9 protein-coding genes and 1 pseudogene are annotated in these 13520 nt (G+C 41.7%); 2 read left to right on the top strand and 8 right to left on the bottom strand.

Features of this window, described 5'->3' with window-relative positions:
- Window positions 1-28: 28 nt before the first annotated feature.
- From FD723_RS11700 to FD723_RS11665, 8 genes are all read right to left on the bottom strand, one after another.
- Window positions 29-1702, bottom strand: coding sequence for a fasciclin domain-containing protein (locus FD723_RS11700; RefSeq protein WP_179065493.1), 1674 nt, complete (start codon window positions 1700-1702; stop codon window positions 29-31).
- Window positions 1703-2146: 444 nt separating this feature from the next.
- Window positions 2147-2614 (bottom strand): GNAT family N-acetyltransferase, encoded by a 468-nt coding sequence (locus tag FD723_RS11695; RefSeq protein WP_256875149.1) that lies wholly within the window; start codon window positions 2612-2614, stop codon window positions 2147-2149.
- Between the two features lie 153 nt (window positions 2615-2767).
- Window positions 2768-4453: a M14 family metallopeptidase gene (locus FD723_RS11690; RefSeq protein WP_179065492.1), complete on the bottom strand. Its 1686-nt coding sequence runs from the start codon at window positions 4451-4453 to the stop codon at window positions 2768-2770.
- A gap of 31 nt (window positions 4454-4484) precedes the next feature.
- Window positions 4485-4667, bottom strand: coding sequence for a hypothetical protein (locus FD723_RS11685; RefSeq protein ID WP_179065491.1), 183 nt, complete (start codon window positions 4665-4667; stop codon window positions 4485-4487).
- 3 nt (window positions 4668-4670) lie between these two features.
- Entirely contained in the window at window positions 4671-4865 is a 195-nt protein-coding gene (locus tag FD723_RS11680; protein WP_179065490.1) for a hypothetical protein, read from the bottom strand.
- A 167-nt stretch (window positions 4866-5032) separates the two neighbouring features.
- Complete coding sequence (locus FD723_RS11675; RefSeq protein WP_179065489.1) at window positions 5033-8884, bottom strand: CHAT domain-containing protein; 3852 nt, start codon at window positions 8882-8884, stop codon at window positions 5033-5035.
- Between the two features lie 372 nt (window positions 8885-9256).
- Window positions 9257-9955 (bottom strand): hypothetical protein, encoded by a 699-nt coding sequence (locus FD723_RS11670; protein ID WP_256875148.1) that lies wholly within the window; start codon window positions 9953-9955, stop codon window positions 9257-9259.
- Window positions 9956-10253: 298 nt separating this feature from the next.
- Window positions 10254-11012: a DNA polymerase beta superfamily protein gene (locus FD723_RS11665; RefSeq protein ID WP_179065488.1), complete on the bottom strand. Its 759-nt coding sequence runs from the start codon at window positions 11010-11012 to the stop codon at window positions 10254-10256.
- Window position 11013: 1 nt separating this feature from the next.
- On the opposite strand from FD723_RS11665, the pseudogene FD723_RS11660 reads away from it, so the two are divergent.
- Window positions 11014-11220, top strand: a pseudogene (locus tag FD723_RS11660) (class II glutamine amidotransferase); the annotation flags it as partial.
- A 337-nt stretch (window positions 11221-11557) separates the two neighbouring features.
- Entirely contained in the window at window positions 11558-13519 is a 1962-nt protein-coding gene (locus tag FD723_RS11655) for a di-heme oxidoredictase family protein (RefSeq protein ID WP_256875147.1), read from the top strand.
- Window position 13520: the final 1 nt, after the last annotated feature.

Below are 13520 nucleotides of genomic sequence, written 5' to 3'. Positions count from 1 at the left end.
AGTTTCCCCACTCCCAACTCCCTTTCATTTAGAAGTTGTAGCCAACTCCTAATAGTATTCCTACATCAGTATTATCGACAAAAGCAGCATTTGCACTACCCGTTAGCGTAAATTTAGAACCGAGAGGAACATCTACACCACCAGTTAGCAGTAATCCAAAATCAGTATTGTTATTAGCGGCAATAGCTACACCAGCACCCACATAAGGAGATATAGAGAACGTTTCCTCACCCACTGAACCTGCTGCGCTAGGAGACCAATCCAAAGTCACGGGAACTAGAAACAGTGTATTGTTCCCAAATATTACCGATGGTCGCACTGATATATTACGTGTCAGACCAACTTTGCTAATCACTGCAAAGTTACCCTCGCCTAAAGCTGTACTGTCTCCGGTCAAACCAATATTGCCAGCAACTCCGACATAGCTTCTGCCACCACGAGTAGCTCTACCTACTGTCACGTCAGGCGTACCATTATTTCCTGTTGGCGGTTGATTTAACTGACTGATGTTAACATCAGGCGGGATCAAGACTTGGTTAATTGCATGGATAATACCATTGCTAGCTTTAACATCTGCCTGGAGAACTCTGGCATTATTGACCGAGACTTGATTGTTGGCGCGATCGATTTGAATATTTACAGGTTTTTCTTCAACGGTTTCCAGTTTCCCAGACGAGAGTTGACTAGCAGTTACCGCACCGGGAACCACATGATATCTCAAAATCTTAATCAATGCTTCTTTATTCTCTGGTTGCTGTAACTGTTGTAAAGTAGCAGCAGGCAAAGCAGCAAATGCTTGATCGGTGGGAGCGAAAACTGTATAAGGGCCAGCCTGTTGAAGAACATCCGCTAAACCCGATGTCTTTAATAAAGAAGTCAGAGTTGTAAAAGAACTACTAGATGCAGCAAGAGCAACAATATCAGTACTAGTTGGAGTTCCAGCGACAACATACTGACTAGCTGGAAGATTGCTAGCAATAGGTTGTAGCCTTCCCTGCTTAACTAAAGCTTGATATAATAGTGCCGCAGCTTCAGCACGAGTTAAAGACTGTTGCGGATTAAGTTGTTTCACATCCGGGTAATTCACAACAAGATTACCTAGTGTCGCTGCTGCCACACTATTAACAGCATAGTTGGGGATAGCTGAGGCGTCGTTATAGAAACTACTGAGAGTATTCGCATCGCCACCAGACAAACCCAAGCCACTACTTAAAGAAACAATCCCCTGCACTCTAGGAATTTCTTGATTTGGTTTAAACACGTTACCAGGATAGCCTGCCAAAAATCCAGTTTCGTAGGCGTTTTGAATTGCAGAAGCAGCCCAGTAGTTAGCAGGAACATCACTAAACCCACCTGGACTTAATTGCCGAACTCGATTTTGGTTACTGAAAGCTTTTTGAATCAAGGCGGCAAATTCAGCACGAGTCACAGGTTGATTTGGCCGATAGCTGCCATCAGGAAAGCCAGCAATTATGTTATTGTCAGCCAGGGTTTGAATGAAAGGACGCGCCCAATAATCTGAGGAGACATCAGACAAGTTAACTGTTGAAGTTGGTGCTGGTGTCGCAGATGGAGTAGTGGATGGAACAGTAGTTTGAGACGAAGCTGGGGCAGAAATTACGATGGGAGCTATTGTCGCAGCTGTCATTCCCAGAACTAGAAAAGCAACTTTTGTTGATGACCAACGAAACAAACTAGACATGGAAATATCCTCTTTTTAATTTCTTCGGTTGACTATTGGAAAATACTGGATGCAAGGTTAAGTAAATACAAATATCCAGATGATTATTTGGTTTGCCTCGATATGAAACCCATTTGACAAGCTCAATGCATCATGATTTTTAGCAAGATTTAAGAAATAAAATGTGTCTTGGTAATATAATTTATTATTAATCTTTGATCGAGACTATACAACTAACTCAAGACTAGACTTTGAGGAAAAACTTTCACTCTTTAGATAGTTGTCGCTGCCGGAAAATTTGCAAATACTAGACTGGAAATTGGCGATCGCAATCAAAAATTTCGAGCCTGATTATGCTGAATTCTTTGGCTAAGAATTAAGTTGTTTGCAAAAGACGATTTTATGAAAAGGAATCCAAAGATAGACTAGGATTTGGAACAGATGTCTCATCTGTATCAACCTGGCTCACAACTCCTCTGGAGCAAGGGCAACAAATCCGGTTTTTACCCCACGCTTGAACCCTGCTTTTTCATAGAAATGCAAAGTCTCTTCGCGTTTTGAGCCACTCAGAAGCATTACTTTATAACACTGCTGCTGCCATGCCAAAGTTAAGGCATAATGTAGTACTTGCGTACCTAATCCCTGTCGTCGATAATCGGGGTGAGTGACTACATTTTCAATAATGCCGTATGAACGTGCGCCACGGGTCAAGTTGGGAACAATAGTTAAGTTACACGTTGCGACTAACTGATTATCAACATCAGCGACAATGTAATACAAACGGGGATCGTGTAAAATCGCATCCCAGATGGATTGTAAAACATCTTTAGCAGGTAGAGGGGCATCGATGGGGTTTAGGTGGTGATACAACGCCAGAAGTTGAGGAAGTTCGTCACGCGTAATCAGGCGAACGGTAATTATAGGTTTAGACAAAACTGTATTAAAGTAATTACGCCAGGAAGTATGTTTGAAAATTTCAAATCAGGACTTATGCAAAATAATAAAAAACGAACCGCAAAGTACGCAAAGTCCACAAAGGGATAAGAGTTTTAGAGAGTTATTGCGTAAGTCCGATAAATATCAAAATCATGGGAATGTTAATTCAGTGCGAACAACTCCAGCACGTTCATGACGAGCTAGCAGTTTAACTGTGCTACCTTGAGGCACACGCACCACCCATTCCACCTTGGCCCGATCTTTGGTAGGATCGCTGTGCCGTCTAATGGGTGTTGAAGGCTTGTAAGCTCGTCCCTCTAATTGACCTAACTCTTCACGGGGTTTACCCGTTACTAAAGTTCCCCCAGGAGGTAGTTCAATTTCACAGATACAGCCCCGTACCAGCTTTTTTTCTAAGGCTTTTTGGGTAACATTGGTGGGCAACCAGCCTGTGTTATGCACAACCAATCGCACTCGATAAGTATCATCACCCAATTTGTGGACACTGGCTTCGTAAATCTCTAAACGAGGAGATATTAACAAATGCCAAACTAGCCATTCTGGGAAAAGGGCTATTTCTTTCTCCAGAAATTCAGGTGGGGGATTTGTCCAAGCGTACATGGTATCCCAGCCGCCTAGTTCAATTTGGCCGAGTTGGGGATGCTCGAAGGGATACCAATCTACATAGCCCTTGCCTGCAAGTTTCTCATCGTTCCAGCGCAGCATCTTCAAGTCATCTTCTAGAGGGTGTTCTCGCTGCCAATCGATGTATTTATAATCATTAATTCCAGCTTGGCGCTGCGGACTCCAGACTTCTACTGTCCAAGCAAATAGACCTTGATGTTCATAAGCCCAATCGTCAAATATGCCTGTAATTACGTTTTTGGGATCATAGCGGAAATCATGAAAGGCGGAGATTGCTGGATATTGGGTGAGTTCAGTACCTTTAGCGCCAATGCGTTGATAGGTGCGGAGGTCATTAACAGGAAATTCGTCATCGCTGAGGTGGGTGTAGGGACGGATGAAAACACCGCTAAAAGTATGAAAGGCGATCGCTCCTGTAATATTAGGATGTGTAGTGATAAATTGAACTAGCGATCGCACTTCTGTTTCAGATGTCGGATAGGGACCAGACCCAAATTGCTCAGATTCTTGCCGCCACAAAAATGGAAAATTCCGGTTTAAATCTAGCCCTTCTTTAGAAGGCTGAATTTTAATCTGAACTCCATCGTAATTTTCTACCTTTCCTTCTGGTAGTACGCGATAATACTGACCACCTGTTTCTGTGGGTTCGCGTCGCACCAGCAGACGAGGTTCAGTTGGACAGACTTTCCAAGCCCCATTTTCATCGGGGATTCGCATCAGTAAAATCCGGCCATCACCATCGATATCTTCCATCACTAACCCTTCATTACCTTCCTCATCATGGGGATAGGGACGAGTACTAGAGCGAATAAATTTCGGTTTGTCAGCCAATGCCAACTCTGCACCATCAGGATTAACACGGGGGCAAATGTAAAAGGTGCGGGTATCCAAACAACGGGTAATTTCTGAGTGAGTACCGTAGGCTGTAACTAATGTTTGCAAGAGGTACAAACAAACACTTGACGGCGCTAGTTCAGTGGCGTGGATGTTGCCATCAACCCAGAGGGCAGGTTTTTCTTGATGTGCGCCAGTGGCAAAGTTACTAACTGTTAATAGCCAGATGTCACGTCCTTCGTAACTCTTGCCAATGCTTTCTATCCGTACTAGTTGGGGAAATTCTTCAGCATAACTGTGCAGAATGCGTGTTAAGTCTTCATAACGATAGTATTTATCAAACCGAACATCTGGCATAATAAACCCCTGAGTACGAATTATTTTAAACCTATTGCCGTTTTAATTCTTGTATCAATAACTGACAGCGCTTACTAGCTTCCCTAGCTTGTTGTCTGAACTGTTTAGCTTGTTCTCGATCTGTCAAACACACTTCAGTTGCTTTTTTACTAAATTTTACAGCTTGACTACTGAGTTCTTTGATCCTAGTCTTTAATTCTTCAATTGTTTTCATTATCTACTCCAATTCTGAGATGATGATTTCTAAATTTTCGACTTCTTCATAAAGTCTATCTGCTCGACTAGCCAACAAACTAGCATCGTCAAAATCATTGTTCTCTATTGCTCTATCATGAGCTTCATATAACTCTTCAATAATCTTATGTAGTTCTGCGTAAGCTTTAAGTAATATATTTCTGGTTTCTGATTTCATATTTATTTTTAATCTTCACTCCTGGCATAAACTTTCAGACCACAGCGAATTCATACAATTTTTGTATACAATTAGACGATTTTACTGAGGTTATTGAACTTTTAGAGAGGTGAAGCTAAAAATAAGTATCTAGCTAATTTTATGGCTGGAATAGAAGTTTCAAAAGATTAATTCGGCTTACCCATAATCGTAAAAGCTGCCCAATAATAAGGATGGTTATAAAGAATTTTATCTGATGCCATTTTACTATTTCTATATAGTTGTGTCGCTAAATAAGTTTGAATTCTTACTTCCTCTGGATGCAGATTATTCAAAATATCTTCATACCATTTTGTCAGTTCTCCAGCAGTTAGTTCTTTTAGCCATTGTGTTGCTTCAGCTAAGGCAGTAACGGCTGATTTATTTGGCTGTAATCGTCGGTAAAACTCGATCATTACCAAAGCACTAGCCGAAGATTCTACACTCCAGAGAGTACTCACTACATGAGGTACGCCCTGACTGACAAAACCACTCGCTAAACTCACGTATTCGCTACTGGTGTAGTTGTTAGCAATTAAATTTTCACAGGCAGAGAGGGTAATAAGGTTGTAACTTGCGAGATTTTGTTGGTAGATTTCATCTAGTGTAAGTCTATCTTCACCTACTAATGCTAATTCTGACTTTTTAGGTTCAACTAAATTATTAGTGACATGACCCGTAAAATGTAAGATATTGTAATTCTCAGATAAAGCATTTACAACAAGGTTTTTTGTAGCTTCCGCTCCCTGAATTCGTTGGATATTATTGAACATCTGACTAACAATTTCAGATTCCAGTTTGGCAAATTTAAGCGGCGGATAACCTGTACTTTCAGGATGTTCAACACTGAGCAATAACTTATTTTGCCACTGCCAAATATCTTCAGTTCTGATTGATAAACCTATTTGGGCACTGGGTAAATAGGTGACGGTGAAATTTGATTCCACATTCGGTAATTCTTCGCCATTTTCAGAAGAGAGATGGAAAAGTGTATGAATGGGCAATCTGTATAAGTCACGGTGAGGAATTAAAACCAGTTGGGTGATGCCTTCGAGTTCCTGTGCAATTGTGGAAATATTCAGGATTTCATACAGTTGCAACAGCTTTTCTTCCATCTCGACTCGCCAAGCATGGTGAATTTTACTTTCTTTGTCTTGGGCTGTGCTGCGATATTCTTGGTATTGTTGATGCCAATCTTCTAGCCAAGTTTCAAATTCAATTAGGCGTTGTACTGCTTCGGGTAGAGGCAATTCATTTAGACGAATAGCATCTTCCCCTAAAGATATTCCTCCAACGTCTTGCATTGGTGTAAAGAGCAGAATTGGTGATGGTGCTTGATCTTTGAGGATAAAAGTCTGTAGAGCAACTGGACTAATATGCCAGTAAATAATTGCTGTTGTGGGATTAAATAGTTGTTGAATTGCGTCATAATAAGGCGAATAAATATGATCGTTCCAGCCATAAAGTAGCCAATTTAAACAAGTATTTTTGCCTTGTTCGGCAATTTCCCAAGCTTCTACTAGATCACCAGACTCGACGGCTAAATCTACTGCCAATTGATCGAAGCCTGCAAATTTCAAAGCTAGTTGTTTTTTACTTTCGTCTGAGCGAGTTTCTTCACTCAGTAATTGTCGCAATAAATCTGTACCGCGTTGCAGTAATTCTGGAATTTGTGTGGTTTGTCCCAAGCCCATCAGCACTTTGCTTAGAGATTGCAAAACCTCTAGATGCAGCTGGGGAAAATACTCTAGTGTGAGGGTTAATAGCGCTTGATGGTACTCTGAAGCGGCTTTGCGCCAATAATCGCGGGGATTGGGATGTTTTTTGCCTTGGTCATAATAAGTATTAGCGATCGCAAAATGCAATCTACCCCAACCTTCTGGATGGGTATCTGTCCGCAGATGCTTTAAACCTTCCTCGTAACTGGCTAATTTTCCTTCGTAGCCGCCCTGTAGTAAGGCGGGATTGGTCGCTGTGATACTACTCGACAAATTCCGCAATTCGTCAGAGTTCACTAAATTACCGATCGCAGTTCCCCGACCTATCCAAGCTTCCCAATAATCTTGTTTAATTTGCAAAGCGTTATCATAACAAGCGATCGCTTCGGCAAATTGTTCTAAATAAAACAGTGCTACTGCCTGATTATACCAAGCTAGGTGGAAGTCGGGTTTAATGGCGATCGCTTGCCGATAGGAGGCGATCGCTTCTTCTCTACGTCCTAAGTTGTCTAATGCTATACCCCGGTTGTACCAAGCTAAGTAGAAATCGGCTTGAACTGACAGGGCTTTATCCCAGGAAGCGATCGCTTCTGACCATCTTCCCAAATTAAACAGCACTACACCCCTGTCTATCCAAACTTCGTGGTACTCTGGGTTAATTTCTATAGCCCTGTCGTAAGATATAATCGCCTCGGCAAATTGTTCGCTGACAGCTAGGGCAATGCCTCGGTGATACCAGTTTTCCTGGTCTTCTGGTTCCAGATTCAGGGCTTGGTCATAACTAGCAATAGCTTCTGGTAGCCAACCTAATTTCAGCAGTGCCAAACCTTTGCTAGACCAAGCTTCTTGGTAGTCTGGCTTGATTTCTATAGCTTTGTCAAAAGAAGCGATCGCTTCTTCAAAATATCCTAATTCTCCGAGAGTTCCACCCCGGTTGTACCAAGCTTTGTAGAAGTCTGGTTTCAATTCTATGGCGGTTTCATAAGAAGCGATCGCTTCTTCAAAACGTTCTAAATGGAACAGCGTCAAGCCTCGATTAAACCAATATTCTGAAAATTCGGGCTGCATTGCAATGGCTTGGTCATAGGATGCGATCGCGCCTAACAAATCACCTGTTTTCGCTTGTTGAAGACCTTGGTAAAACCACCCTTGAGCGTGGGTAATCGGATTATCGCTATGTCGCTCAATACTACCAGAGGAATTACTGCTTTGAACTGCCAAATCCGAAGCAAGTTGCTGGACTAAATTGGTACTTTGATCCAACCTTACCCACAACTCATCTAAGGTATTAGCTACATTTGGCTCTAAATTCGTCAAAGTGTTATCCCAGGTTTCCACCGAGGGAGACGTTGCCAATTCAGTCCTTTGCCTAGTGGAAAGGAGATTTGCTGGCGTTGTAATTTTAACAACTTCTTCATCGCCGAACCTCAATTGGGCTAAGGAAGTGATTGAATCTTCCAGTGGGGGGAGAGGAACATTTTCAGGTATTGCGGTTTGGGCGTTTTCCCCTTCATACTCCAATACCAGTTCCTCTAAATTTTCCGGTAATCTTTCCTCAAAAGAGACATTTTGAGGTGCTGACGTGATTGGTTCAACATCTGGCACATCATATTCCCATAATTGCTCGCCTAAGCTACGGATTAGCTCTTGTCCGGGAGAACTTGGGATAATTTCTTCATTTGTCGCGATCTCTACAAATTCTGGCTCATCATACTCCCATAACTGCTCCCCTAAATCGCGGATCAGTTCTTGCCCAGGAGTTATTTCTACAAACTCTGGCTCATCATACTCCCATAACTGCTCGCCCAAATCGCCGATCAGTTCTTGCCCAGGAGTTATTTCTCCATCATCTTGTGGCTGATTGTCCTGATACTCTATTTCTGTGGGTAAATTTTGCATTAGCCGAATGCCAATGTCATAAGCAACATCTCCAATTCTGCCAACACCAAGTTCCCCTAATTGCACCATCTGTATTGCTAAAAGAGGATTTGGTGTAGGTGAAGCTAGTAAGCTTTCACCAAACATCACCAACCAGTCTATCCAGCGTTCAGCCGGAACGCGATTTTCAAGCCGTTGCAGATACCTCAATGCCCACTGTCGTCCTCGTGCTTGATGCACGCCTTCTAACAATTGGATAAACAATTGTTCCAGATCCGCATTGGTTAGTTCTGGTCGTATTCCCACCAGATTGCGTCCTCTCACACCCTTGAGAGAAGTAGTCTGTTTACTTGCAATGAGGCGCTTTAAAAACCTTTTAAGCGACTGCGATATCCGCCTGAGCATCTGCCACACTCTTGGATTTTGTTTTTCTAGATTGTAGCCATCGTTGTGTTAAAAAAATCATCAATTACGTAAAAATCCATTAGATTCGGACAGCGCTTCCGTAGCAGGTTAGCAAAAAATATACAAATCTTCAAGAGCATAGCATTACAACGTTACAATTCCCAGATTTAACTTTTGAGTTTTGACCCTGCCAATTTTAGATTTTAGATTTTAGATTCTTTATGGTTCATGCCTAACTAACGTCCCGTTATGCGCTTTCAACCTTCGGAGGTTACACAAATTCAGAATCCAAAATCTTCCAGCTGCATCTGTTTATCGATGGGGTCAATCCAAAATTTAAAATCCAAAATCCAAAATCTGTTGACTCTGCCATTAATTTTCTGTTTGCTCTGTAGTCGATTCACCACCAGGATATAATTGGCTGATCAATGCCTGGACAAGCACTTGTGGATCATCTGTTTCAACGGCAAGCTGTTGAGCAATCTGCTGGCGTAAGTTTTCATCCTCCTGTAACATCACAAACAACTCTTCTAGGGTGACAGTTTGGTATTCTCCCTCGGGGGGGTTTTCTAGCGTATCTGCTAACTCTGATACTGGGGTAGTTGGCTCAGAGGGCAAATTTATGCTAGCGGTATCTGGCCCTGCATATTCCCAAATGGGTTCGCCTGGATTGCGTGTCAACAACTGCATCCCAATACTATAGGCAACATCTCCGATTTCTGGGATGTCCAATTCACCCAGTTGCACTAACCGCGCAGCCATTTCATTGTTAGGTGTAGGTGATGCAAGCAATCTGTCGCCAAAGCGCCCTAACCACTCAACCCAGTGTTCAGTTGGGATACGATGTTCAATATTATGCAGCCACTTTCGCGCCCATGCTTCGCCTCGTGCTTGATGAACTCCTTGCAACAGTTCGTTAAAGAGAAATTCCAGATCCGTATCGCTTAGGGGTGGCGCTGGTTCCTTTTCCACATTCCCCCTAGATTTGGAGGCAGTCTGTTTTCCACCAAACAAGCTCTGAAAAAGCTTTTTGAACCATTGAAATAGCCGCTTGAGCATCTGCTGCACCATCGAATATTGCTTATCCTAAGATTGTAGCGATCGCACTGGACTATGGCGTTAGTTCAGTCAATAAAACGTATAGAGGGGGTTGGGGACTGGGGACTGGACAAATATAGTTCCGTTAGTGGATAGCTAGGGTTGAGCCAGTTCCGGGCTAACTGCCTCACGCTGGTTTCCCCATTTTTGCGATGCCTGCGGCGGGCGGAGCCATCGCGTTCCGTTCTCTTCACCTCATGCACTTCGTACTTCACTACGGGCTTGCCATTTACACCCAGGAATGTCTATAGGTAATGCAGAATTTAACCACTCATGATTTACTCCTCAATCTCAGGTGTACCAGTAAATTATGCAAAGCTGTAGTAGCTGAAGGTGCTTCAGGTAATTGGCTAGATTGAGATGCCTCCTGTAACTGATTACGCAGACGCTCATATTCTCTTTGATGAAAAGCTACACTAATATCTGACAAAATAGACCTTTCTGTACTTGCTAATTTTTGGGCAATTAAATCAGGAATATATGATAATTTAAAAACCTCATTTAGATTAATTAAATTAGCCTCGATTACTCCTGTCTGCATCAAATAAATTCCAGTTAACAATACTCGATAAACATAAAGTAATGGCTTAATTTGATGCGTATCTTCTTTCTGAAAAAGTTTCCATTGCGTTGTAGCAAAACCAAGATAATGGTAGCTATGATGACGGGTAATACAATTTTTAGCAATAACTTTTAATTCCTCATGTTCTGATGAAGTTCTTAAGATTAAAGGAGAATATAATTGTTCTAATACATAACCATTTTTTTTAATTAGCATCAAAAAGAATTTTTTGGCATCATGAGTTACTAAATCAATTTCTAAAGACTCGCGAACTTCTGAAACTTCAATAGTTTCATTTATAGTCTTTAATCCCACTACTTCTTGAACTGGTAAAATATGCACACCACGCAAATCATAATCAGAGTCAGGTGAGGGAAAGCCATATAAGTGGGAACCACTGATGATGGTGAATAAAAACGGGTAAGGCTGTTGCCCAATAATTGTGTTGATAGAAGGTGGAATATTCATAATGTGCCGTTTACTTGCTTACCTCAGTTCGCCTGTTTCTTTAGAAAATCTTCTGTATAAACCAGAACACTCACTCATAGTCCAGAGTTATCAACCCCGCGAAATGCTATCTGGGATGGTAAATGCAGATGGCTTTGGTGTGGGTTGGTATCATAATCAAAAAGATACTGATCCTTTTACCTACAAAAATACCCTACCTATTTGGAATAAGTCAGAAGTAGCTCTCGTTAAAGCTGAAGTGGCTCCAGTTTGAAATGAGATGACTAATGCCACGCCACTACATATACTTAGATTTTTTCAGGAATCAAATTGGATTCCTATAGCTATCAAATTGATAAAAAACTTAAACACACTATTGCATATATCTACCTAATAGTGTGATATATCTACCTGTAATCTTTTAGTGAGTCCTCACTATGAAACAGAGAAAGAATAACCCTAAGATTGGTATTTTTAGGGTATTGTATAGTTCAAAAAACAAGATTTTCTTATTAATTTGCGTTTTTATCATTAGTGTTTTTGCCATCTTGTTATCAAATTGGTTGATGACAAGCCAAACAGCTTTTGCAAAAGTTGATCTTTTGCAACCTGCTCCTACTCAACCGCTAGGCTATTACGACTATTTTGGCAAACTGCTGAGTCCTCAAGAAGCATCACAACTAGTTGTAAATAAACGACTCAACCCTAATGACCCTATTTCTTATCAACGGGTAGGGGCAGTTAAAATTACTAAGGAATTAATTGCAAAAGGAGAAGATATATTCTTCAACCGGAAGATTGGAGACACATTTGGTTTGCAAGGGGTATTTGGTTTTGCACTGGGCTTCGCTAAGATATCGAATGAATTAGGTGTAGCGATCGCTAGTTTACAAGGTCAGCCAACGACAAACCTAAAAATTACTCTCCAGAAGGATTTAACTCTAGGTAGTCGAACTTTTCCCAAAGGGACTGTTATTCCTACAGGTTTAAAAATTCCAAAGGGACAGAGTGGTGCACTAGGAATTACAGCTAGCGGCGACCTTACTTGTGCGCTTTGTCATGCAACTCTTTCCAATAGTAAGGTCATTCCAGGAGTACCTAATGGGGAACTAGCTATCCCTTTGTTTATTGCCTTAGCACCAAATACAGCCGCAGGGTTTGCACGGTTAAACTTTAACCCCTTAGACCCACAATACAAAGGCAATGGTAAGACTATTATTGACAGTAAAGGTCATCAGGTAGAACTACCCGATCCTGATAAGTTAGAAAAAGCCTTTGACGATGCAGTGTTAGATGTACCTTTCGGTCATTTCGAGAGTTCACCGGATGGTATTAGAGACACTACTCAAATTCCCAGCGTTTTCACCTTTAAAGATCATCCTTATTTAGCTGATGGGCAGTTTGCTGTCGGACCATTTGCGGGATTGACTGCTATCACCAACGCTGTTCATTCTTCAGAGATCAATCTGTTCGCTGCTGCTCAAGTCAGTGAAAAAACCCTTGGTATTGATCCAGAAGTTTATATTGGTACATTACTACAAAATGCTGCCGTTCCCAGTCTACGTTTACCAGAAGGAGTAATAGTAAAACCCTCTGAATGGCTGCGAGGGGTAATTGCACCGAATCCTACACAAGCAGAATTAGAAGACCAAATTCCTGCCCCTGGGACAGGAACTTATCCAAAACTGCGTCCTAGTTTGTTTACTTATAACGGTTTGGTTTTCAGCCCAAATACTCAAAAGCCCGGAGATATTGCTAGCGGCACTTTCTTATTTGCCGACAATGCTATGTCTGCTTTTCAAAATAGCTTAGTACCACCTGCCAATCAGACTTCAGAAAACTGGCAAGCACTGACAAATAATTCTGTTAAGCGTGGTGCAAAAGTATTTGAGAAAGCCAATTGTGCAACTTGCCATATTCCACCATTTTTCACCGACAACAAAATTCATCCAATTGATGAAATTCGTACTAACCCAGCCCGTGCCCAGTCCCGTTTAGCGCTGAATAATCTGTTAGTACCACCCAAACTATACACTTTTAATACTCCCGTTCCCATACCTGCTAATGCTGAAGTGTTGGATTTACCGACGCAGGGGATCTCTGATACTCCCACAACTCTACCCAAAGGAATATTACCCAAAGGTGGTTATAAAACTACTACGTTACGTGGTCTTTATGCAAGCGCACCGTATTTGCACGATGGTGGTGCAGCAGTACGGGCAGGAAGTCTAAGATTTGACTCAAATGGTTGTTTTACAGTTGTGAACAAGAGTGGTTTAGGGCTATCTGGCACTCTAAGTCTTGGTATACCTGCCGATCCTGCTAGCAGCTTGCGTGCCTTGCTCGATCGCGATCTTCGTGCCTTAGTTATAAAAGCCAACAAAGCTAACCCTAGTTTAGTGCGTAGTAATCTTGATGGCACAGGTCATTACTTCTATGTAGATAGACAAGCTGGGTTTAATTCTAACCAGCAAGCAGACCTGATTAATTTCTTGCTGGCACTTGATGACAATCCTGGAAGTTTTTAAT

The organism is Nostoc sp. C052 (genome assembly GCF_013393905.1).
In the GTDB taxonomy this organism is placed as follows: domain Bacteria; phylum Cyanobacteriota; class Cyanobacteriia; order Cyanobacteriales; family Nostocaceae; genus Nostoc.
This window is presented reverse-complemented; position numbering and strand designations above follow the sequence as displayed.

Excerpts from the sequence above, each read along its gene's own strand:
- FD723_RS11700 (WP_179065493.1), bottom strand. The coding sequence starts at position 1,702 with ATGTCTAGTTTGTTTCGTTGGTCATCAACAAAAGTTGCTTTTCTAGTT.
- FD723_RS11690 (WP_179065492.1), bottom strand. The coding sequence starts at position 4,453 with ATGCCAGATGTTCGGTTTGATAAATACTATCGTTATGAAGACTTAACA.
- FD723_RS11685 (WP_179065491.1), bottom strand. The coding sequence starts at position 4,667 with ATGAAAACAATTGAAGAATTAAAGACTAGGATCAAAGAACTCAGTAGT.
- FD723_RS11680 (WP_179065490.1), bottom strand. The coding sequence starts at position 4,865 with ATGAAATCAGAAACCAGAAATATATTACTTAAAGCTTACGCAGAACTA.
- FD723_RS11675 (WP_179065489.1), bottom strand. The coding sequence starts at position 8,884 with ATGCTCAGGCGGATATCGCAGTCGCTTAAAAGGTTTTTAAAGCGCCTC.
- FD723_RS11670 (WP_256875148.1), bottom strand. The coding sequence starts at position 9,955 with ATGGTGCAGCAGATGCTCAAGCGGCTATTTCAATGGTTCAAAAAGCTT.
- FD723_RS11665 (WP_179065488.1), bottom strand. The coding sequence starts at position 11,012 with ATGAATATTCCACCTTCTATCAACACAATTATTGGGCAACAGCCTTAC.
- FD723_RS11655 (WP_256875147.1), top strand. The coding sequence starts at position 11,558 with ATGACAAGCCAAACAGCTTTTGCAAAAGTTGATCTTTTGCAACCTGCT.